Source organism: Paenibacillus sp. MDMC362 (genome assembly GCF_003269305.1).
Classification (GTDB): Bacteria; Bacillota; Bacilli; order Paenibacillales; family Paenibacillaceae; genus Paenibacillus_AQ.
Window position 1 is genome coordinate 1 of record NZ_QLYT01000029.1, and the last position, 23,705, is coordinate 23,705.

19 protein-coding genes and 1 pseudogene are annotated in these 23,705 nt (G+C 44.5%); 12 read left to right on the plus strand and 8 right to left on the minus strand.

Annotated features, from left to right (window positions below; genetic code table 11):
* The 7 genes and pseudogenes from DP091_RS14910 to DP091_RS14935 form a co-directional block, all read left to right on the plus strand.
* Positions 1 to 2,781: condensation domain-containing protein (locus DP091_RS14910; RefSeq protein ID WP_258394532.1), on the plus strand; the 2,781-nt coding region annotated here is incomplete at its 5' end.
* A gap of 198 nt (positions 2,782 to 2,979) precedes the next feature.
* Complete coding sequence (locus tag DP091_RS14915) at positions 2,980 to 4,722, plus strand: ABC transporter ATP-binding protein (RefSeq protein ID WP_113059041.1); 1,743 nt, start codon at positions 2,980 to 2,982, stop codon at positions 4,720 to 4,722.
* A 72-nt stretch (positions 4,723 to 4,794) separates the two neighbouring features.
* Positions 4,795 to 5,859, plus strand: coding sequence for a saccharopine dehydrogenase NADP-binding domain-containing protein (locus DP091_RS14920; RefSeq protein ID WP_113059042.1), 1,065 nt, complete (start codon positions 4,795 to 4,797; stop codon positions 5,857 to 5,859).
* Positions 5,860 to 5,947: 88 nt separating this feature from the next.
* Positions 5,948 to 7,015, plus strand: a complete 1,068-nt coding sequence (locus DP091_RS14925) for a DUF3810 domain-containing protein (RefSeq protein WP_113059186.1) — start codon at positions 5,948 to 5,950, stop codon at positions 7,013 to 7,015.
* Positions 7,016 to 7,038: 23 nt separating this feature from the next.
* Complete coding sequence (locus tag DP091_RS14930) at positions 7,039 to 7,788, plus strand: thioesterase II family protein (RefSeq protein ID WP_258394534.1); 750 nt, start codon at positions 7,039 to 7,041, stop codon at positions 7,786 to 7,788.
* A gap of 318 nt (positions 7,789 to 8,106) precedes the next feature.
* Positions 8,107 to 8,430: a hypothetical protein gene (locus DP091_RS31125; RefSeq protein ID WP_146747003.1), complete on the plus strand. Its 324-nt coding sequence runs from the start codon at positions 8,107 to 8,109 to the stop codon at positions 8,428 to 8,430.
* Positions 8,408 to 8,851 (plus strand): annotated as a pseudogene (locus tag DP091_RS14935) (AI-2E family transporter); the annotation flags it as partial. The gene DP091_RS31125 and the pseudogene DP091_RS14935, both read left to right, overlap by 23 nt.
* Before the next feature lie 315 nt (positions 8,852 to 9,166).
* Here DP091_RS14935 and DP091_RS14940 read toward each other — a convergent pair.
* Complete coding sequence (locus DP091_RS14940) at positions 9,167 to 9,445, minus strand: hypothetical protein (RefSeq protein ID WP_113059044.1); 279 nt, start codon at positions 9,443 to 9,445, stop codon at positions 9,167 to 9,169.
* Positions 9,446 to 9,714: 269 nt separating this feature from the next.
* On the opposite strand from DP091_RS14940, the gene DP091_RS14945 reads away from it, so the two are divergent.
* Positions 9,715 to 10,509 (plus strand): sensor domain-containing protein, encoded by a 795-nt coding sequence (locus tag DP091_RS14945; RefSeq protein WP_113059045.1) that lies wholly within the window; start codon positions 9,715 to 9,717, stop codon positions 10,507 to 10,509.
* 72 nt (positions 10,510 to 10,581) lie between these two features.
* Here the strand turns inward: DP091_RS14945 and nikE are convergent, their stop codons facing one another.
* The 7 genes from nikE to DP091_RS14980 all read right to left on the minus strand — a co-directional run bounded on the left by nikE (position 10,582) and on the right by DP091_RS14980 (position 19,228).
* On the minus strand, positions 10,582 to 11,382 hold the full coding sequence (gene nikE, locus DP091_RS14950; protein ID WP_113059187.1) for a nickel import ATP-binding protein NikE: 801 nt from the start codon (positions 11,380 to 11,382) through the stop codon (positions 10,582 to 10,584).
* Between the two features lie 35 nt (positions 11,383 to 11,417).
* Positions 11,418 to 12,251, minus strand: coding sequence for a nickel import ATP-binding protein NikD (gene nikD, locus DP091_RS14955; RefSeq protein WP_113059046.1), 834 nt, complete (start codon positions 12,249 to 12,251; stop codon positions 11,418 to 11,420).
* Positions 12,252 to 12,265: 14 nt separating this feature from the next.
* Entirely contained in the window at positions 12,266 to 13,099 is an 834-nt protein-coding gene (nikC, locus tag DP091_RS14960; RefSeq protein WP_113059047.1) for a nickel ABC transporter permease subunit NikC, read from the minus strand.
* The gene (nikB, locus tag DP091_RS14965; protein ID WP_113059048.1) at positions 13,096 to 14,040 is read right to left on the minus strand and encodes a nickel ABC transporter permease subunit NikB; all 945 of its coding nucleotides are present in this window, start codon (positions 14,038 to 14,040) and stop codon (positions 13,096 to 13,098) included. The genes nikC and nikB overlap by 4 nt, the downstream gene beginning before the upstream one ends.
* A gap of 16 nt (positions 14,041 to 14,056) precedes the next feature.
* On the minus strand, positions 14,057 to 15,697 hold the full coding sequence (nikA, locus tag DP091_RS14970) for a nickel ABC transporter substrate-binding protein (RefSeq protein ID WP_113059049.1): 1,641 nt from the start codon (positions 15,695 to 15,697) through the stop codon (positions 14,057 to 14,059).
* Between the two features lie 305 nt (positions 15,698 to 16,002).
* On the minus strand, positions 16,003 to 17,508 hold the full coding sequence (locus DP091_RS14975) for a response regulator (RefSeq protein WP_113059050.1): 1,506 nt from the start codon (positions 17,506 to 17,508) through the stop codon (positions 16,003 to 16,005).
* Positions 17,501 to 19,228, minus strand: a complete 1,728-nt coding sequence (locus DP091_RS14980; RefSeq protein WP_113059051.1) for a cache domain-containing sensor histidine kinase — start codon at positions 19,226 to 19,228, stop codon at positions 17,501 to 17,503. The genes DP091_RS14975 and DP091_RS14980 overlap by 8 nt, the downstream gene beginning before the upstream one ends.
* Before the next feature lie 266 nt (positions 19,229 to 19,494).
* Here DP091_RS14980 and DP091_RS14985 point away from each other — a divergent pair, with 266 nt between their 5' ends.
* From DP091_RS14985 to DP091_RS31595, 4 genes are all read left to right on the plus strand, one after another.
* Positions 19,495 to 20,808, plus strand: coding sequence for an ABC transporter substrate-binding protein (locus tag DP091_RS14985; RefSeq protein ID WP_113059052.1), 1,314 nt, complete (start codon positions 19,495 to 19,497; stop codon positions 20,806 to 20,808).
* Between the two features lie 90 nt (positions 20,809 to 20,898).
* Entirely contained in the window at positions 20,899 to 21,795 is an 897-nt protein-coding gene (locus DP091_RS14990) for a carbohydrate ABC transporter permease (RefSeq protein ID WP_113059053.1), read from the plus strand.
* A gap of 19 nt (positions 21,796 to 21,814) precedes the next feature.
* Complete coding sequence (locus DP091_RS14995; RefSeq protein ID WP_113059054.1) at positions 21,815 to 22,648, plus strand: carbohydrate ABC transporter permease; 834 nt, start codon at positions 21,815 to 21,817, stop codon at positions 22,646 to 22,648.
* 40 nt (positions 22,649 to 22,688) lie between these two features.
* The gene (locus tag DP091_RS31595) at positions 22,689 to 23,699 is read left to right on the plus strand and encodes an alpha-amylase family protein (RefSeq protein WP_220091171.1); all 1,011 of its coding nucleotides are present in this window, start codon (positions 22,689 to 22,691) and stop codon (positions 23,697 to 23,699) included.
* The last annotated feature ends 6 nt before the right edge of the window (positions 23,700 to 23,705 follow it).

Genomic DNA, 23,705 nt, shown 5'->3' on the forward strand with positions numbered 1-23,705 from the left:
AAAGTCATTACGGACGTATTTGAAGAAATCTTAGGCATATCTCCAATTGGAATAGAGGACAGTTTCTTTGAACTTGGTGGAGATTCTATTAAAGCGATTAAGGCTGTTTCGAGGTTACGGGAAAAAGGTTATAAGCTTTCTTTCGCAGCATTAATGTATCAGCAGACACCAAGAAAGATTGGGGAAAATATTCAAAGGGGAGAAGCAAGCCAAGTATATGAACAGGGAGAAATCAATGGGGAAAGTGCACTAACTCCTATACAACTAGAATTTTTCCATAAGGATCACATGGTACCCAATCATTTTAATCAGGCCTTAATGTTAAGAAGTGATGAGCCGTTTGACATACCTAGTTTAAAGACAGCAATTACTGAAATCATTAAACATCATGACGCCTTAAGAAATGTATATAACGAACAACGTCAAATCACGCTGTCTACAGAGGAAAGCAAGCTATATGATTGGTATGAAAAAGATTATACAAAAGTGCAAGATCCATCGAAAGAGATAGAGTATGCCAGCGATCAATTACAGGCAAGCATAGACCTAGCCAAAGGACCCTTGGTAAAAATAGGACTGTTCCATTCAGGCAGTGGAGATCATTTACTAATTTGTGTACATCATCTGGTCATAGACGGTGTATCATGGAGAATTCTGTTGGAGGATTTATTTAGTGGATATCGACAAATCCAAGAGACAGGTAAAATCAAGCTGCCAATGAAAACGGCTTCGTACAAGGAATGGGCGAATGCTTTAACACAATATGCTAAGAGTGAAGTGCTTTCAAATGAAATAGTATACTGGAAAAATATATCAGAAAAATCAAATAGTACGGAGACATTCAAGAGTACACAAACAGCAAGTGGTCAATATAAAAATAAAGTAGTGAAAGTGGACTCTGAAACGACGAAAAAGTTGTTACTTGAAGCTGGAAAGACATATAAAACCGAAATAAACGACTTGTTACTGGCATCGCTGACCATTGCAGTAAAAGAATGGAGAAACTCTAAGTACCTAACCATAGAAATGGAGGGTCACGGTAGAGAGACAATAGATAGAGAGATCGCCATTGATCGTACAGTTGGTTGGTTTACAAGTGTATATCCTATTATTTTGGAGACAAAAGATACTGTTGAAGAAAGCATTTTGGAGACAAAACAGACATTAAGACAGGTCCCTAATCATGGAATTGGATATGGAGTTTTGAGATATCTTGGTGAGCATAGTGGACTTGAGATGAGCGCAGCCGTAACATTCAATTATCTTGGAGAATTGGATAATGAGATAGACAGAATTGAAGGCATATCCATGTCGGAAATGCCATTAGGAAGAAGTATGTCAGAAAAAAATTCATCAGGAATGGGTTTGTCTCTAAACGGGGCTGTTTTAAATGGGCAACTTGAATTTGACATCATATATGATACTGGATTGTATTCCGACGAAGATGCTCAAACATTGGTGTTGGCATATGAAAGAGCAATTAAGGATGTTGTCGAAACGTGTTTAACCAGAAAAGGAACAGTAAAAATGCCATTAGACGTAACATTTATCGGTGATAACCATGATGGCGATCTAAAGTGCATGATACAAGAACAGTTGAATGATTATGGAGATAACTATATTAAAACACGTGCAACTTTAGAATGTCCTGTATTGACAGGACATGAAGACTTCTTGCGACCAGATACAGAAATTATTACTGACATCATAAGAATAGGAGGAACGGCAGAGAATGCTTCTTTGTCAGTCAAGGAAATCATCTCCAGGCATGGAGCGTTAAGAACAAAATTAAATCAAACAATGACCTATTTAGAAGAGTACGATTATTCGGATGAATGGGAAATTCCAGTAGTGAAAGGAACCTTAGCATTATCTGCAGAACAATTTAAGGAAATTGTGAATGAGATGAATTTTCTAACTGACGATAAGCTCTTATCTAGATTTTTAATCGTAGAAATTGATGCAGATCATTGCTTAGTACTTAGTGCAATTCATCATTTAATATGGGATGGAGTCTCACAAGATTTGTTTAAGGTTATGCTTCATGAAACTTTGAACAACAGACATAACACTCCTTATAACTATTCTTTCATAGAATATTGCAAAATGATCAAAAAGAAAGTTGATGAACTGGAATTTTCTAATAATCAAGAGTCTAACATGAAAGAGTATATTGAAGCTGCTAAAAAATCAGCTAACTTAGTCTCTCGACGAGACACTAAGAGGTCTACAGAAATTCATGTAAAACTAAATGAGTTACAATATCAGAAATTTAGTGAACAACCCATTAATACAGCAGCAGAATTTATATCAAGGCTTATGTATAGTGACTTATCTGAAGAATTAAATAACATACCTGTTTCTGTTTTGACACATAACAGAGATGAATTCAATAAGGGAATGTTGGGGCTGACTTTAAATTTAGATTATTCAATTTATGATAGGAAAAGTAAAATGCAAAAACAGCTTTTATCAGCATCAGAAAAATCCAGTATTAATCAATCCGCCATTACAGAAAAGTTGTTTCTTATAGCACAAAAGTACGGTTTTAATGAAATGTCCAATCGCATTCCAATCATTAATTATCAGGGAGTCCTTGATAAGTTTGCAAGTAGAGATGACATATCATTAGAGAAGATGTTTTTACAAACACAGATTATAGAGTCTGAAGATTTTGGAGTTAGCATGCACTTCTACATTCAAAATAGTACTCTAATTGCTCGCATTACAGGCATTACAATTGAAGAAGAGCTCCTTAATGATGTCATGAATAATATTTAATGTTGTATCTTACCCATAAACCACCTGCTATGCAGGTGGAGGGGGCATAAAAGGCCATATGATGCTGGGTCATGTGCATATGCTCGTGGCGGTTCCACTCAAAATATCTGAAAAATGCACATGATCTAGCAATAAACAATTGAAGTATAAATTAGACATGCTCTAAATGAAATTAGAAACAAGAAGAGGGCTTATAGTATGAATGAAAAAATTTCAAAAAGCATATACAAAAAGAATATAGGCTTATTTATTTTATCCTGCTTACTTGGTATCGTGACATCTATTCTGTTTATTGCATTGGCGTTTATACTACAAAAGTTTATTGATTATTCTATTAACAAAGATATTGACAATATCGTTAAGTTAACTACTATTTCAGTTATTTTATTGCCTTTAGGTGCAGTGGGAATGTATGTGGGGTATGGTGTTAAAAATTTATATACAAAAAAGGCAACGTTAAACCTGAAAAATACCCTGGTTGAAAACATTTTGCGGTTAGATATGAGAAGCTTCAACAAGGAGAGTAATGGAACTTACATATCACGATTGTCAAATGATATAACTATCATTCAAAACGATTATATAAAAGGGACCGTGGAAATATTTGTTCAGCTTGCTATGCTTGTAGGCGGAGTGCTTGCGATGTTTATTATTAATTCATTCCTTGCATTGAGTATATTACTCACTTGCATCATTCCACTCGCCGTTTCGAGTATATTTAATAATCGTATGCAAAAAGCACAAGGCGAAGTGGCTGAGCAAAATAAAAGTTATGTATCTTTCATTAAAGATATATTGTCTGGAAATCAGGTTGTTAAGAGTTTTAACATCGAAAAAGAGATTTTTGAAAGGGCAAAGGCAAAAGCGAACAAGCAGGAAAAAGTAAAAATGGTATACGAAAATCTGCTGTCACTCATTATGTCACTTACTGATATTTCAACATTTCTTGTTGCTGTAGTCATATTTATTGTGGGAACTCAGCAGCTCATGAAAGGACAAATTACAGTAGGGGAGATTATGGCTTTTATTCAATTGCTAAATTGCGTAACAGTTCCCATTAATCGACTCATAACCGGTTTTACCAAAAGGCAGGCTAGTCGGGTTTTATTAATGAATTTCAATAAAATAGGAGAGGCAAAAACGGAACAAACTCAAAGAGTTGATATTCCTAAATTCAGGAATAAAATTTCTTTAAATGGGCTTTCGTTAAGCGTAGATGGGAAAACAATTTTAGATGATATTAATTTTGAATTTGAACATGGAAAGTCTTATGCAATTGTAGGAACAAGCGGGAGTGGAAAGACAACCTTATTAAAGATGCTGACTGGGTTTTATGATGGGTATGAAGGAAGTATCAGGTACGACGGGGTTGAACTTGAGAAAATAAGTGATCAGTCCATTTTCCAAAATGTTAGTTTTATTCATCAGGACTGTTTTATCTTTGATGATACGATTGAACAAAATATTAAATTGTTTCGTGAATGTGATACAGATGAGTTTGAGCAAGTCATAAAGAGGAGTATGCTACAGAAATTGATTAGTGACAGAGGCGGCTTTGATATCTTATGTGGAGAAAATGGAATCCATTTTTCAGGTGGGGAAAAACAGAGAATTTCTATAGCAAGAGCACTCCTGAGAAAATCACCTATATTACTTATGGACGAGGCGACTTCAGCGTTGGACAATCAAACAGCTAGTGACCTTGAGTGTATGTTAAGTGAAATGCAGGGCATTACGAGAATTTCCATTACACATAGGCTGGATGAATCCATTCTTAGTGGATATGATGAAATTGTTTTATTGAATAATGGAAAAATTGAAGAACACGGGACGTATCATGAATTAATGGAATCCAAACAAAGATTTTATGCATTGAGTATGTTGAGTAGACATAATAATGACCTTTTAATAGAGAAAGGTATAACAAGTCTTGTATTTTAAATCTCAACGTATGTATGAAATAAGTTTTTGGACTGTTTTATGCTTGTATAAGATGAAAGGGGTGTCGTACGGATGGAGCAAATCGCAGTTGTCGGGTGTGGCGGAATGATCGGTGAAGTCATCTGTAAGAACTTATGTAAAGACTTTTTAGTTAAGGGCGGACAGCGGCGTGAACCTACAGCTTTATTGAACCTGAATAATTTTAACTATCACTTTTTGGATATTTTTGACTGGGAGAACTTGATTGCATTCTGTGCTGATTGTACCGTTGTCATTAATTGTGCAGGGCCTGAATTTGTAATTAAAGATAGAGTTGCTCAGGCAGCTATGAAAGTAGGAGCAAAATATGTTGATGCTTCCAATGCTTTATTATTGAGTCAGGAGCAAGAGCTAGAGCTCAAAGCTAACGGTGTAAATTACATAGGAGCTGGTTTTTGTCCTGGAATTACAGGTTTGCTATTAAAACGAGTGATAAATCATTTACTAGACGAAACTAAGCATGTGAATTGTTATATTGGTGGTGCGGAACATTATACGAAAACTTCTATCTCAGATATATTAATGAGTGGGCATAGTGTAATTGGAAAAACAGACTCTTATTGGAGTGATCATCGTGTTAAAACGGAAAATATAAATATGATGCAGAAAGAATTTGTACCTGAAGTGGATGTGCCTGTCTATAAGAAACCGTATTTAAGTCAAGAGATCATTGATATTCTAGAAGTTAGTTCGGTACAAGAACTCCACTGGTACAATATAGCAGCAAATGATTATATTTTTCGTTTGGCAATGCAATTTTATCAAATGCAACTTGAGTCTTCGGTTGAAGAAGCCATGAAAAAACTAGACATTAGTTTAGAAGAGCAACCTAAAGAGGAATGGATAGCTTTAGTCATTGATGCTACAGGAGTGAAAAATGGAAAGAATGTTAGGTGCAGATTGAATTTACAAATGGAAACGAGTTCAGAGTTAACGGGTACAGTGGCTGCTGAAATCGCCCGACATGCTATTTCAAGTAATAGACCTAATGGTACCTACTGGACTTATGAAGTACTTCCTATAGATTTTATGAATCAATATGTTTTTTCTAATAAACATGATTTTTATGAGGAAAAGTATATTGAAATAAAGAAATAATATTACGCTGTTACATTGCGTACATCCTATATTTATTGGATAGGAGGAGTACATTATAAAAAAGCTTTTACTTAAGAGATTGCCGTGGATCTCACTTGGAGTTATAGCTTATATACTGACAAAATACGCGCAGAACCATCAGGATTGGGCGGAAAAATATAGTAAGTCTGTCTATCCGTTATTGTCAAAAACAGTAGGATTTGTACCTTCTTGGGTCGAATTTTCTGTTAGTGAATGGCTCGTAGTGTTGGTTGTGTTACTTTTTCTATTTTATATCGTTTATTATGTGCGCAAGGTTATCATGAGTAAAGGTGTACGTAAGATGGTAGTTTATCGTGGTACTCTAGGAATCGTTGCGATCTGTAGCGTAATATATTTTTGTTATACTATTTTGGGTGGAATAAACTATCACAGATATTCTTTTTTGTCTCATACGGAATATAAAGAGGAGAACTACAGCAAAGAGGAACTGGTCAAATTGACTAAGTCGCTTGCCGTTGAGATGGAATTGGCAAGGGAAAAGTTAGCGGATACTGATCTTTTGGCTCATGTACCAGATGTTTTTGATTATTATGCACGACACGCAGTGTTCTCGATGCAAATGTTATCAAAGAAATATCCTATTTTGGAGCATTCTTTATATTCAAGACCAAAACCAGTGGTGATGTCAAAACTAATGTCGCATGCAGGGATAAATGGCATTTTTGTCCCTTTTACTTTTGAATCCAATATCAATGTTAATGTGCCAGTTTTCTTGGCGCCTGCTACTATGGCACATGAATTGGCACATCAGAGTGGTTTCATGCATGAGGATGAGGCAAATTTTATAGCTTATCTGGCATGTAAGCAGCAGGATGATCCAATGATGCTTTATAGTGGTTTTTTTCTAGCATTTGATTATTCTATATCTGAGCTAAAAAGGGTTGATCCAGATAAGGCGTCTGATATAATGTCCAGTCTGTCCAAGGCGGTGCAGCATGATATAGAACAAAATGAGCAGTACCGGGATAAGTATGAGGGTGGTATTTCAAGTATTTCAAGAAATGTAAATGACTTATATCTGAAGGCGAATAATCAGACAGACGGTTTGAATAGCTATAGTGATATGGTAAATTTATTGCTGGCAGAGCAGCGAGGGATAGAGAAGTATGATTAAATAAAGTATAGATATTATTAGGAGTGAGTGAAATAAACAAAATAAAAGTATTTCCCATTCCATATGCTGGAGCATCGGTAAATGTATATTATGAATGGAAAAAACTACTGCCGGATAGATATGAATTGTTTATGAGTGAATTGGCTGGGAGAGGAACTCGATTCAGAGAGCCTTGCTACCAGTCTGTTGGTGAAGCAAGTGAAGATATCGCCAAAAGAATAATTGAACAATTAGAATATGACGATGAATATGTTATATTTGGACACAGTATGGGAGCCTTATTGACTTATGAGATATACTATAAACTTAAGCAAATGGGAACTAAGGAACCAAGGCATCTGTTTTTTTCTGGGCGAAATGCTCCACATATTTTTGAAAAGAGAGAAGACATTGAAAATATGACTAATGAAATTTTCTTGCAAAAGGTAGAACAATATGGGGGAATACCAGAGGAGTTTTATACCCAAGAGATTATGGATATGTTTCTTCCGATTTTGCGAGCAGACTTTATAATTTTGGACAATTATAAGTTTCAGCCCAAAGCAGAAAAAATAAGTTGTGGAATAAGCGTTTTTTATGCGGATAATGACTTTTCGACTCATATCAAAGAAATTCATAAATGGAGCGAAGTTGTTGAAGGGAATGTGAAGTTTCATGAATTTAAAGGAGAACACTTTTTTTTGAATCGGTATCCTAATGATATTGTAAATACTATTGTTAAAGATACAGAGACTCAAAATATTTATTGTAATAATGAGCGCAAAGTTTACTGATATTGTACTTGAAACCCAAAAAAGAGGGAGGTTCTCCTCTTTTCCAGGCGATCCACCTGGATCGCCTGGAAAAACGGGGGTAATCTCCTCCTTAAATTCTATTTTTTGAATGAACTCAAATGCGATAAACCCTGTGCCTTTGAAAAAGTACAGGGTTTATCGACAATCTGAAGTGACCAATATGGTCGCTTTTTTGCTTATCATCACTTTTAGCTTCAGTCTGAACTCAACATGTTCTTCGTAGAAGGGTTTTTCTCTCATTACTTGGAGAGGGGGCTGCCCCTCTACCCAATTTGTTTATTCGGGATGTGTATCGCCATGGCTGGAATTAAGGCTGAACACTCCATAAAGCAGGTACATTCGAAGGTTCCCAACCAGCACCAGGAGACACACAATCAAAATCCAACCACCATTTATATCTCTAGTTACATTACTGATTCAACAAAAGTTCAACCTGAACTGATCAACGTGGTAGGCGTAGGTGACCCTGATTTATTGAAACAGGTTAACGATTGGAAAAAAGAAGGCATTCAGGGCATTCAGGCTACTTTACCTTCCCCTGATAAGATTGATCGCATTTATGTCCTCCAATATGCATACGAAGGAGCAAACCCGAAATCGATTCACCTCTTCCTTCGGTAAAGTGATCGAGGTTCAACTGATGATTGCCTTAGCCAATATGATTTTAACGACTATCGGGTTGTGGATTATGGGCTACCCTTACTTGTTCGCTCTAACGATTATGGTATTTTTACTAAGCCTTGTGCCGGTTGTCGGTGTTATGATTTCCTTCATTCCGATCAGTATTATCGGTTACCAGATTGGCGGTATCTCAACTGTCATTTGGGCGATTGTCATGATTTTACTTATCCATGCAGTAGAGACATACTTCTTAAATCCGAAGCTGTATGCTCACAAAACGAAGCTTCCGATGTTCTACACCTTTATTGTTCTTATTTTCTCTCAGCACTTCATGGGGATCTGGGGGCTTATTATCGGAATTCCGATCTTTATGTTCCTGCTCGATATTTTTGAAGTCGATCAAAGCAACGCGTTATCCTAAATAGGGGCAATAATGATCAACGAATTTCACATGCATACAGATCCCCATAAGATATCTTTGCTCTAAATTCCCTCCACACTTCAGGTGGCAGATTGGCAAAAAACTTTCGCAAGAATGTTTTAAGATCGTCTGGTCTGGGTTTTCCCCGTGCCCGGAGGGCCTTTGATAACACTGATGATGCTTTTTAAAGCCTGCTCATGCGCGTTCTTTGACTCAAGTTGTACCGAAACAAAGTATTGAGTATTAGATCTCCGAATTGGATTGACGCATCAGCTCTTTGATTTCAAGAAATTGTGCATTCGTTATTTGTTGGGATTAATGAAGGGCGTTCAGCTTATCTTCTATTCTTTCCATTCGAAGCTGCGTTTCTTTGTGGAGTTTCTCGGTCTCCTTTTGTGTTTTGGAGTTATCCATGACGACTAAGATGGTCAGACCTGCACTAAAGATCGTTAACCCTCTAGCGATTTGATTTAAATCGATTGAATTCATGGCAATCAGGCAATCGGCAAATCCAGCTCCTATAAGTAGACCGCCGATCGTGACTATCCCAGTTCTTTTCCATTGGTCTGGGATGATACTTAATGACTGTTTCATGTAGAGATCTCCTTCAGTTAGGTAGTAAACGTGAATAGGCTAGCTTCATTCTATATTTAATAAAACACAGATTCTGGAATAATAAAAGGAAATACATGGAGGCTTATTGCGTAAACTTTACTTCAATAAGTTCATCAGAGCCAGGACAGTTCCTAGTCTAAAGTCTAGGATCAGATACCCCCTAAGACGGTTATGTCGGCCACATAAGGCGGGTATAATGGATTTATAACTCGGAGCGTGACGTATGAAGCTATAAGGGGTGTTTGAATATGAAGGCAACAGAAGCGACTGGAATGGCGCGGGCAGGCAAGGTGAATTGGGTGCTTTTTAATCCAAAAACCTATGCAACGATCCTCTATTTCTTGCTATCTCTCCCGTTAGGGATTATTTATTTTACGGTAGCGATAACGGGACTTGCACTATCCATTGGTTTAACTCCAATATTTATCGGAATACCGCTGTTTTTTGGAGTAGCCAAACTGTTGAATGGGATTGTCAATTTTGAGCAAAGCATGATTAGACAAATTTTAGGTCTACCTGCTCCTTCTGGATCGTATCCCTACAATCAACAATCTGAAGCTGGGGAGAACTGGTTGAAACGAATGGTGAGAGGTTTTGACGGAGGGCTATTTATTCGAAATCTGTTGCTCGTATTACTAAGATTTGTTACTGGCATCGTATTCTTTGTTATTATGGTGACGGCGATTTCACTGGGACTCGGATTGATTGCTCTTCCCGTCGTCCATATCATCTTGATGAATGAAATGCAGCTTGATATTTTGGAGAATAGCTTGTTTAGTTATTTTCATATTGATTGGACTTATAACCAGCAATATCTGCTGTACGTAGGCGTTGGCCTTGTCCTGTTCTGGGTCGCGCTGCGCATCGTGAATGGGCTCATGCAAATTCAGCGTAGAATGATGTATGTGGATGAGCCCTATCAGCAGCCGTCAGTGCCGCCGATGGAAGCACCAATGCATGCATCCGTTCAGTCCCAATATTACGAGTACCCAGAGGATCACCCTAGTCAAGGGATGATGCAGCCAGCCCACAGAGAGCTTTAGAAGCTCTCTTTTTTTTGCCCTTTTTTGACGTAATCCAGTACAACCAGGAATTCCTAAGCCTTACTTATATGCTTATACACCTGAGCGGAAGCGGGGGTGTTCCGGGAGCATCGATTGAACGAGTTTTTGGACGCTAAGGTGCTGCAGCCCAATAAACTGCTCTTTACTCTCGGAATGCACGACCAGTTCCCCTTGATCCATGACGGCCAATGCATCGGAAATGTGATAAGCCGCCTTAATATCATGCGTAATAAATAAATACGATAGGCCAAAATTCGCCTTTAAATCAAGTAATAACTTGAGAATAGCAGATTGCGTTACCATATCAAGGCTGCTGACAGCTTCGTCTAATACAATCATTTTCGGCTTCAATGCAATCGCTCTCGCAATATTGATCCGCTGCAGCTGTCCGCCGCTAAACTGGTGAGGGTATTTTTTTCGATCGTCCGGATGAAGCCCGACGATTTCCAGCAGCTCTTCTACCTTCCGTGTTTGTGCTTGCGCTGATAACTTCTCATAGTTCATCAGCGGTTCCCCGATAATTTGCTCCGCATTCATTTTCGGATTAACCGATGAATAGCAGTCTTGAAAAACAACCTGCAGATCGCGGCGAAGCTTTTTGAGGTCGTATGCATTCGAAGCATACAGGTCGACTCCTTGAAATAAAATTTGTCCCTTCTGCGGTCTTTCCAAGCCAAGGATGACTTTGCCGAGCGTGCTTTTACCCGCTCCGCTCGCTCCAAGAAGGCCCAGGCATTGGCCGGGCTCGATCGATAGGGAGATGTCGGAAAGCACGATTGAACGCTTAGCTTTTCTAAACAGACTACTTGCGGCGTATCCATGAGTCACATGGCTTACTCTCAGCAAACTCATCACAGGGCCCCCGATCTTAAACAATTTGTGGACGATCATGCCAGTATAAACTCATTGGATTGTTGGTCTATGGAGAACGATGGCCTTGCGTTCAACAATTTTTGCGTATATTCGTGCTGCGGATGATCGAATAGCCGAAAGACATCCGCTTGCTCGACAATACGCCCTTGCTGCATGACGGCGACTTCGTCGGCCATTTCCGCAATGACTCCCAAATCGTGAGTAATGAGCAATATGGACGTGCCGTACTCCGAACGAAGACGGTCTAGCTGCCGCAATACGCGCAGCTGATTGTCCGCATCTAACGCGGTGGTCGGTTCGTCGGCAATGATGACGGAGGGGCGGAGGCAGACGGCCGTCGCAATCATGATCCGCTGCAGCATACCGCCGCTCAATTGAAAAGGGTACTGCTTCATAATGGTCGTCGGGTCCGGCAAGTTCACGTCATGCAGCGAAGATACGGCCAGCTCATAGGCTTGTTTTTTCGATAGGGAAGTATGCGTACGGATCGTTTCGATACATTGGCTGCCAATAGTCAGAACAGGATTGAAAGCATTCATCGGATTTTGCATGATAAGCGAAATTTCTTTGCCGCGAATGGCACGCATCGACTCTGAACGAATTCCGTTCAGCTCGCGCCCATTCAGCCGGATGCTGCCTTCGATTTTTGTCGTTTTCCGGTCCAGCAGCTGCAGCACGGACATGCTGGTCATCGTTTTGCCGCATCCGCTTTCCCCAATTAAGCCAAGCACGCGGCCGGGCCGGAGCTCCAAATCGATGGCATGGACGAGCGGCGTCTCGCCTTGAGCCGTCTTTGCCGTTACGCGCAGGCCGCTTATCTGCAATACAGCATTAGATTGTGCCGTCATATGGCTTCACCCTTTCAGAAACGTCGTTTTACGCCGAAGCGCTCCGATAACGCTTCTCCTAAAATATTGAAGGTCACGACGATGATTAAGATCATGATGCCCGGATACAGCATAAGCTCGGGATTGCTTCGAATATAGGATTTGCCCTCATGAATCATGGAGCCCCACTCCGGCGAAGGCGGCTGGACGCCCAACCCGAGAAACGACATGGCGGCGATGTCCATGATCGCCCATCCGATCTCTAGCGTCCCCATAACGACGATTGGCGGAAGCACATTCGGAACGATATGACGCCGAATGATCGTCCACTGTGAGGAGCCGCTTATTTTTGCCGCCGTAATGAAATTTCGCTCGCGTAAACTGAGCACCATGCCTCGAAACATCCGGGCGTAATAGACCCACTGCACCATAATCATCGCCAAGATCACCTGCGGCAATCCGGGGCCGAATATACCGACAAGTCCCAGCACGAGCACAAGCGTCGGAAATGCCATGACTCCCTCGCAAAAACGCATCAGCACTTGATCGATGATTCCGCCTTTATATCCGGCAAACGTCCCGATCAGCAAACCAATCAGGAGCGAGGATATAAAGATTAAGGATGCGAAGCCGAGTGAGATGCGCGATCCATACAGCAGGCGGGATAGATTGCATCGTCCGAGCTGATCGGTGCCGAGCGGATAATCCCATGAAGGGGACTGCAGCTTGATCGCCAAGTTGACCTGAACCGGGTCATGTGGGGCGATCCACGGAGCCATAATGGAAAGTAGAAAAAGGACGGCCAGAATGACCGAGCATACCGCTGCGGTCTTTTGGCTCCTAAGGCCGGTACGCATACTAGCTATCATTGGTCGGTCCGTCCTTTCCATGAGATTCGAGGATCCAAAACCATTTGCACAAGATCGACAATCAAGTTGCATACGATAAACAGGCAAGCGGAAATGAGCACGTAAGCCTGGATAACGGGTATGTCCCGATTAAAAATCGCTTCAATAAAATAACGGCCGAAGCCTGGCCAGGAGAAAACCTCCTCGACTATGATCGTCCCGGCGAGAAGTTTTCCTAAATTCATGCCAAGGCCGGTCAGCATCGGTGATATAGCAATTTTCAGCACGTGCTTGCCCAGAATAACCTTCTCTTTGATCCCTCTGGTTCGTGCATACATGACGTATGGCTCTTGCAATTGTTCCAGAACGCCGGTCCGCAGCAGGCGGGAATAAATGGCGATGAGCCCTAGCGCGAGTGTAAAGGACGGCAGGACAAGATGCGCGAATGAACCTCTGCCCTGCACCGGCAGCAGGTCCAACTTGACCGAAAAGAAAAAGATCAACAAATAGCCAAGCCAAAATTGCGGAATCGATGCGCCGAAATAGGCAAGCACGCGGCTAAGATGATCAAACACGCTATTTTTGTATATGGCGGCCAAAAAACCGATGGGAATGCTAATGATGACAGCCAGTACAATACTGCTGAAGGCGAGCTGAAGCGTCGCCGGCATCCGAAGGACCATTTCGTTCCAAACCGGCTCGTTCGAAACATAAGATGTGCCGAAATCGAGTCGGCACATCTTCATTAAGGATTGAATGTATTGAACGAGCAGCGGCTGATCCAAACCGAATTCCTGTCTTTTCTGTTCGAGCAGCTCCTCTGTCGGATGAATATGTGCCGCCGTCAAATAGACTTCGGCTGGATCGACGGGGGATAGATGAATCAGCAAAAACGTCAGAAACGTGGCAAACAGGAAAATAGGGATGACGGTCAAAAGTCGTTTTCCGATAAAGCTGCCCATGATGCGCCTCCCTGTATTACGGATTTAAGCTAATGCTGGAGAATGGGTTATCGTCCCGGCTTCCAGGAAATTCAAAACTGCTGATTTTGTCGTTGTATACGACATTCTTCCTGATGTAGGAGATGGGCACAAGCGCACCTTCTTCGTGAAGCGTCGTCTGAATGGCGTCATACAATTCTTTGCGTTTATTCTCATCCGTCGTAGCAAGGGCTTCCTGCACCTGCTGGTCGAGTTGTTCCTTCACCGGCAGGTTAGCGAGCGCCTCCGCAATGCCGAAGCTCTTCTCCGCTACGATATGGATGAACGAGCTTGGATCGTACGGTGCGCCGTAATTGCTGAAGAAGTACAGATCGAATTGCCCCGCGCGGAACCGTTTTATTTGCTCCGTCAGCTCAATGCCCGTAATATTCAATTTCACGCCGATAGCCGCCCATTCCGCTTGCAGCGTTTCGGCCATTGGCTTGATCACTTGATCCGACTTCTCGTAAATCAATTCCACCTCCAGCTGCTTGCCGTCTTTTTCCCGTACCGCCTTGCCCTCCGGGAGCGCCCAGCCGGCTTCGTCCAAATAAGCCTTCGCTTGCTCGAGATCGTAGCCAAGCGGGGCAGGGTTCTTCTGCGCATATGGGAAGTTGGAGGATAGCAAGCTGTCCGCGGTCTCTTCCAACCCAGAAGTGACGCCTTGCACCATGGCATCTTTATTGAAGCCGTGCTGCAGAGCCAAACGCACTTTTTTATCCGAAAGCGCCGTATTCGTCGTATTCATAACCAGCTGCCTTGTTGCAACCGGGCTGGAAATTTGCGTCGAATAATCGTCGTTAGCTTGCAATTGCATAAATGCGTCCATGCTGATGGCGCCTTCTCCGTAGATCAGGTCCAATTCGCCTTTTTCGAAGGCAAGAACGCGGGTATCGCCGTCCGGTATGATTTTAAATATGACTTTATCGATTTTAGGCTGCGCACCCCAATAATGAGGATTGCGCGTGAACTCCGCATACTCATCCGTTTTGTAATCCGTCAGCGTCCACGGGCCGGTTCCAACAGACTTCTTCACGCCCTTGGAGGTATCGCCGTCATCCGGGAAACCGGCATCACCGAGAAAACGCACCGGGCGAATAACCGACAGCTCCTGTAAAGTCGGATAATAGGCTTGTTTCAAAACGACGTTGAACGTATATTCGTCTACCGCCTCCGTTTTGTCCAGCAAGCTGATGAAACCGAGCCAGCTGTGATTATCCTTGTGTATCATAATGGCATCGAAATTTTTCTTGGCACTTGCTGCGTTGAACGGAGTGCCGTCCGAGTATTTAACATTTTGGCGAATTTTAAACGAATAGGTTTTGCCGTCCTCCGAAATTGCCCACGATTCGGCCAAGAATGGCACAATCTCGCCGCCTTCGTTATAGTTGACCAACGGCTCATAGATCATCGATTGCGCGATTAGCTGGGACGGATTATAAACATGAGGATTCATCGGTCCGATGTCCCGCGGCCACGATACCGTGATCGTTTTATTCCCAGGCGTTATGGTTTCTGAATTTTCCTTTGCGGCAGCATTGCCGTCGGCGTTATTGTTGTTAGTGCCGGAGCAGGCTGCAAGCGTAATAGAGATTAAAAGCAGTATGAGCAGCGGCGTTTGGGTTTTCGATGTAAACATCGGAGTAGTGCTCCTCTCGGATTCAGCTATTTTAATTGAGATTGATAATTATTATCAATTCACTATAGCAGATTATAATATTCCAGGTCATACTGTCAACAACAAAATGCGCTAGACTCTACAGAATATATTGATAGTATCCACAAAGAAGCACTGTAATCGATTATCAGAGCCAGCAATCAGAGTCTTAGAATCATATTCACTCCAGGTAGCAGCAAAGCCCCGACCTTATTATGTGAATACCGTTGGTTTTAATCAATTCGTACATCACTTTAGGGAGGTATAGATCTGTGGGAGACCCCTTTCTACATTTCGGAATCCGCACTTTGGCTTGGCGGCCTTCCCGTAATTTTCTTGAATACCTTGGAAAAATATTTGCTGTCCGAGAAGCCCAGTTGATAAGCCAAATCCGCCAGCTTCACATCGGGATTGCGGCGGAGGATCTCTTCGGCCCGTTCGACGCGCAGCTTGTTCACCAATTGATTAAACGGGATTCCCGTTTCTTTTTTGATCAGCTGTCCGAGGTAGATGCTGTTGTGATGAAAGATTTTGCCCAGCATGTTCAAGGTCAAGGGCTGATTCAGATGATTCTCGATATAGTGAATGACGTTCACCGCTTTGCTTCCTGAATCGGCGGCCGGTTCTGCCATCCGGGCCAACGCATCCAGCATGTCCTGTCTCGAGGAGAAGGCAAGTGCAGCCAACAGCGCTGCCTCCATCTGCTCCTGCATGCCGTAATAGGCAGGGTCATAATTCGAGTACCAATTGAACAGGTTCTTAATGAAGGTATCGAGTTGACTCGGTGTCGGAGCTGCGGCGAGGCATAGATCGAGCTTTTCAGTAACATAAGCGAGCGCGCCCTTGTAATCATGTAAGGAGAGATGCGTCCCGATGACCTGCTGATCCTTGAGGGTCAGGAAAGGGGTATGCCCTGCGGGGGCTGCCGTGAATCGGCTCGGATACAGCTGCCCATATAAACCGGCGATTGTTTCCATCAGCTCCCGCTGCATGCCGGTTAGCGACCGGAAGGACTTGCTGGTTGTATGCGATGATCGAATGCCGTCTTTCTGAAGCATCTGCGAAACAAGGTCCGTAACCGAAGTGAACTGTTCGGATGATGGAGCGATTACAGCCAGCATGGTGTCGGATGGAAGCAATAGATGGCATGCCAGACGATATCGATGACGGAGGACATCCTCATACTCCACAATATCTTCGATGGTTAATTCACATAACCTCCACCCCTCTTGAAGCGGCAGCTGAAACAGGAGCCATTGGTAGGAGGACGGGAAAGAAAGCTCGGCCAAGGATTTTCCTGACTGTACGCAGGATTCTGCTCCTCGAATGATAGAGGCCAATAGCCCACTGGCGTTCCGCTTGAATTCGCGCAGCTCCAGAATACGGGCCGAGCGGCTCATCTGCGAGGCGATTTCCTGCTCTTTTAAATTTCCGATCGCTTTCTGCAGACTGTTCATTAGCTCTTCGTCCTGAATCGGCTTCAATAAATAACCTGCCACGTCATAATCGATGGCTTTCTTCAGATATATAAAATCGTTATAGCCGGAGATGATGATGATCTGCAGCGGATACCCGTGGGAGCGCAGCTGCTCGATAAGCGCGATCCCGTCCAGGATGGGCATTTTGATATCCGTGATCATGATATGCGGTGAATGAGACTGAATAAGCTCAAGGACATCGCTGCCGTCATGGCAAACGCCCGAAAGCTCGAGACCAAGCTCATCCCATGGAATTCGGTTCTCCAAGGCCTTACAGATAATGGGATTATCGTCCGCGAGTATGACTCTATACATAGGCATCTTCCTTTCGGATCGGAACTAATAATACAATTCGCATTCCCTTCAAAGGGGCGGATTGAAGGTCTATAGCGTAGGAATCCCCATAGAATAAAGCGAGCCGGGAATGGACATGCCGCAGCCCGATGGAGGTGCCGGGAGAAGACAGCGTTCTTTTCTCAACCTGCCGCAGACTTTCTCTAAGCCTGGACTGTTCGTCGGAAGACATCCCCTTGCCGTTATCGCTCACTTCGATGCGGACATAGCCGTCCTGAACGCTGCTCTGGATCCGGATTAAGGGGGCATGTCCCGGCTGCTTGCCGAACCCGTGCTTGAAGCAGTTTTCGAGCAGGGGCTGGAGCGCCATTTTGGGTATCAGCTGGTGCAGCGTATCTGGATGGATATTCATGTCTACGTGGATGTGCGGATAAAAAGAGCTGATCTCGGCGATATACACATAATCCTTCAGATGTCTGATTTCCTGCTCCAGCGTCACGATGTCCAGAGGCTGAAGGCTGTAGGTAAACAGTGCCCCAAGCTTTTGGCACATGATGCTGGCGCTTTTAGACCCGTCGATGATCGCCTGGCTGGAGATGGTCTCCAGGGCATTATATAGAAAATGCGGATTGATTTTTTGCTGCAGGGCATCCAGCTCCGCCTGAGTCTTCAGGAGATTCATTTCATAGTTTTCCTTCAGGAGGTCCTTGGTGCCGGTTACGAGAATATTGAAGGAATTTTTAAGGTCATGAAGCTCGATGATGTTCCCCTGATAGTCTGCCGTGACCTCCAGATTGCCTCTGGATACCTGCTTCATCGCCTTCATCAGCAGATAGATAAGACGGGTAAACCGCTTCATGGAAACGAGCGAAATGATGAATATAATGAACAGGTACACAGCCATAATGGACAGGATGACCACAATGATCGTGCTGATCTGCTTGATAAACAGCTGCTGCGGCACGTAGCTCTCAATCGTGATGCCCGTAAACGGCGAAACCTCGCGGCTGAACAGCTTGCTGTCCGCATCCGACGGCTGACTCGTAGGGTCCATGTTGCTGAACAGAATCTGTCCGGAAGGATCGTGGATCCGGATCGGAATGGATGGATGAATCCGCTCGACCATATCCCTGAAATCCGGGTAGGTGATATCCATAATGACATAAGCGATCGGCTTTCGGGTCTGGATGTCAGGAATCGGCTTGATGATGGAGATGGCTTTTTCGGCCGAGATATAGTAATCACGCTCATTATTGAAAAAAATCTGGCTTTTCTCCGGATTTTGTTCGAATGTCTCGTACCAAACGGCGTCCTTCGGGATAAAGTGATCGTTAATGTCTTCTTTCGTTGAATTGACGGGCAAATGGCCTTTTTGACCCACGACGCAAAACTGCAGTCCGTCCTGAAACATGGTCATGTTCTTCAGTGTGGTGGACATGCTGCGGAACGCATGGGTAGCAGCGCTGATATCGTAATTGGGAACCGCGTAGTAGAGCGTAAGCGGCAGAACGACGTTATTGTCGGTCGTAATAATATTCTGTGTGTTTTCCACCGACCGAAAGAACGAATCCAGTTGATCGTTAATCAGGCCAATCGCTTCGTTATTGTATTTCATAATTTCATTCCGGGAGTAAACCGATAGCAGGATGAGCAGGGGAACGGTGATCACGATGACGGAACAGACGATGTAGGCGACCGTCCTGCGGTATAAATAATTGAAAAAATGCGTTTTTCCAGCCAAAGCCTAACCTCCTGTACCCAAAGCAACTAAGATTTTTCCACTTTAATGCTAAGATTCGTCGGTGTTCCAGCCGACGGATTATGGTATATCATGAACTCACACACTCATGTAAGTGCTTACAATACAGAGTTTTCTGTCAAAAGTAGACACGGTACCGTTAATCTACAGTAAAATCACCTTTTAATCAACGCTTTATCCATGCACTGTACTGCAGAACAAGGCAAGGAATAAAGCAATGCGAGATTTACGAATGGGAGGGTCTTCGAGTGATCAAAAATTGTAAAGGACTGGCTTTATCACTGGTTGCAGCCATGCTGCTGGCCCTATTATCGGCATGCTCCGGATCTTCGAGCAAAGAGGGATTTACCGGCACCGATCAGGCGGCTTCAGGTAAAAGAGTGACGATTACGGCTTGGCATGGCGCATCGGGAGAAAGCGCGAAATTTTTAGAAAATATCGTTAAAAAATATAACGAGTCGCAGTCCAATGCCACAGTGAAGCTCGTATTCGTGGATACGGACAATATGGTGACCAAATTAACGGCAGCGGCTGCAGGCAATGCACTGCCGGAAGTCGGGATGCTGATGTGGCCGATGTGGTTGGGACCGCTTAAGGATGTCGTCAAACCGCTGGATGATTTCATCCAGGCCGAGCCGGACAAGTGGAACGAGGATGATTTCCTGAACGGTCTGATTGACGGCAATGTGCGATTTGACGGTGTGACCTACGGCATTCCGATCGAGACAAATAATCGTGCGCTCTATTACAATAAAAAGCTGTTTGATGAAGCGGGCGTTACTCCGCCGAAAACTTGGGATGAGCTGGTCGTAGCAGCACAGAAGCTGACGGACCCTGCTAAAAAGAGATGGGGAATGTCCCTGCCGACGACGCAGGGCGGAGCACTGGATGCCGCTTGGGCACCCTTTATGTGGCAGGCCGGGGGCGACTATGTCAATGCGGAAGGTACGGAGCTGCAGTTTAACGGAGAAGGCGGCATCGCAGCAACTCAGTTCTTCGCCGACCTGATCAACAAGTATAAAGTGGCCAGCCTTTCGCCGCCGCAAAACGGGTTCCAGTCCGGCATGATCGCGATGAACATCTCGGGACCTTGGTCGATTCCGACGCTGAATGCTAACGAAAAGCTGGACTACGGCATTGCGCCGCTGCCGGAAGGAACGAAGGGCAAGGCGACGATTCTGGGCGGCACGAACAATTTTATTTTCAAAACGACTCCCGAAAAGGAAAAGGCGGCCTGGGATTTTCTGACCTGGTTGTCCACGCCGGAAAAAACGGCTGAATTCGCGGTCGGCTACGGTTCGATTCCGATTCGGAAGAGCAGCTCGGATACAGTAGCCTGGAAGGATTTCGTTAAGGAGAATCCGGACATTCAAGTTCATATCGATGGATACGAATACGGCAGGTACCAACCTTATAACGTGCTCACCCTTACGGAAATTACGGAGGTGATCACTTCGCATATCGAAGCTGCCATGCATAACAAAGAAATGGCTGAAGAAGCCATGAAGCGAGCATATGAGGAAAGCAAGCCATTACTGAAAACATGGTCCTCATCTAAATAGACTCAGGAGGCGGGAGATTGGATGTGAAGACACGCCATCCTATCTCCTTACCCTCTATTCCAGATTAAGCGCGTGCGAGGTGGTGCAAACATGAAACGGTTTAAGCGTATGTTCGGCAAGGATGCGGCGGTCGCATGGGTGCTGATCGCTCCTAATGTCATCTGGATTGCGGTATTTACGCTGTTCGCCATATTTTATTCGTTTTATTTGAGTTTTACCGAGGTCGATTTGTTTGCGAACCAATTCACGTTCGTCGGCCTGGAAAACTACACGCAATCTTTTGCGGATCCCGTGTTTACCAAATCCATCGTCAATACGACCGTATTCACGATATTTACGGTGGCCTTCTCCATGGCCATTGCGATCGTGGTGGCCGTGCTGCTCAACAGCAAAATCAAAGGCCGAAAGCTGATGCGCGCGGCATTCTTTCTTCCTTCCATCCTTCCGATTATCGCCGTAGCGCAGGTTTGGATATGGATTTATGAACCGAGTTACGGACTTCTGAATTATTTTCTGGAGAAGATCGGGATCGGAAATCCGAGCCATCCCTTTCAATGGCTTGTCTCGCCCGATACGGCGATGCTGTCCGTCATCATTTTCTCGATCTGGAAGTCGTTCGGCTATAACATGGTCATCTATCTGGCTGCGCTGCAGGGCGTGTCCAGATCCTTATATGAAGCTGCGGAAATCGACGGAGCGAATGCGGTCCAGAAATTTTTCCGCATTACGATTCCGGGGCTGAGACCAGCCACATTTTTTATTTTGATAACGTCTATCAGCGGTTCCTTCCAGACCTTCGGGGAGATTTATGCCCTGACGAATGGCGGTCCGATGAACCAGACGAATATGATTGCCTATTACATCTACCAATACGCGTTTGAGTTTTTCAAAATCGGCAGGGCTTCGGCAGTGAGCGTGCTGCTGTTTATTCTGCTGTTCGCGATCACGATCTGGCAGTGGAACTCGTATCAGAAGAAAGAGGATTGAGTTGTAGGAGGTTTAACGGATGAGAAGACCAACACACATGATCGGGATGCTTGTCGTGTATGGAATCCTGTTCTTGACGGTCGTGACCACCCTAATGCCATTGGTATGGATGATCACGACTTCGATCAAGACGCCGGGTGAAGTATTCGTGTACCCGCCCAAGTGGATTCCGACCGAATTTGCCTGGTCCAACTACACAACGGCTTGGGAGATGGCACCCTGGAATCGATACTTTTTGAATACCGTTTTCTATACAGTGAGTACCGTCGCAGGCGTTCTGATTACGTCGGTTGCGAGCGGATATGCTTTTTCAAAGCTGGAGTTCAAGGGGAGAAAGACGCTTTTCCTGGCTTACATCGGGACGATGATGGTACCTTCGCAGGTAACGATCATTCCGGTATTTATGATACTGTCGCAAATGAACTGGGTGGATACGTACTCGGGCCTGATCATTCCCGGTCTTACCAGCGCCTTCGGCTGCTTCCTGATGCGGCAGTTCATTACGGGCATCCCGACAGAGCTGATCGAGTCGGGCCTGATTGAAGGCGGAGGTCACATGCGTATCCTGGCTTCGATCGTCACGCCGCTTCTGAAGCCGGCTGTAGCGACGTTGGGAATTTTCACGTTTATGGGGACCTGGAACAATTTCTTCTGGCCGCTGATCGTCACGAATAGCGACGAACTGCGCACCGTGCAGGTAGGGCTCAGCTCTTTTCAGAACCAGTACGGGGACGGCGATTGGGGAGCAATGATGGCAGCTGCGACCATGGTCAGCGCTCCGGTGCTCATCCTATTTTTTTTCGCCCAGAAGTACTTCATTGAAGGCATTGCGATGACGGGGATCAAGGGGTAAATTCGCAAATACGTTAAATGTTTGGAAGGAAGTGAAGAAGTTGGATTTGAATGTATTCAAGTCACCTTCGTTGATGCTGGCCGAGACGGAACAGGGGTGGGAGAAGCTGATGCCTGCGGCGGATTCGGTGTGGAGCGCGGGACATGTCGCGGTGACCATGAAGCTGCGGGAAACGGCGACGGAAATGGGACTTTATCTGGAATCCAAAGAGCTGGCGGTGCATACCATACGCATTCGTTGGAACCACCGTTTCGCCAAACCGGTAATGCTGTTCGGAGATCACTGGGAACGCGGCTACGGAGACATGGGCTGGTCCGGCCTGCAGCCGGAACGCGTGATGCCATGGTATTTCATGATTCACGACGGCTTGTCGACGGCCGGGTTCGGCGTGAAAACCGGGGCCGGATCGATGTGCTGCTGGCAGGTAGACGCGGATGGCGTGACGCTGACGGCGGACGTAAGCAGCGGCAGTCAAGGCGTCACCCTCGGGAACCGGATTCTCAAATTCGCCGATCTCGTGCAGGTCCATGGAGGCGAGAATATGACGCCGTATGAGACGACCCGAATCCTGTGCAGCTCCATGTGTGACCAGCCGGTGCTGCCAAGCGTTCCGGTATATGGGGGCAACAACTGGTATTATGCCTACGGCAAGAGCTCTCATCATCAAATTGTAGAGGATTCGATGTTTATTTCCGCCATGGCGGAGGGCTTATCGAATCGTCCGTTTATGGTCATCGATGATGGCTGGCAGCTCAGCTCCGGCACCTGCAACGGGGGTCCATGGATAGGAAATCGTGATTTTCCCGACATGGCGGGATTGGCGAATGAAATGAAGCAAGCTGGCGTCAGACCCGGCATCTGGTGTCGTCCGCTGCTGACCCAGGAGAAGGTGCCGGAATCCTGGATCCGTTACACGAAAGGCGGGCATTTCTTAGATCCGAGCCGCCCGGATGTGCTTGAATATGTCGCGGAAACGATGAGTCGGATGCATGAATGGGGTTATGAGCTGATCAAGCATGATTTCTCGACCTTCGATCTGTTCGGGCAATAGGGGTTT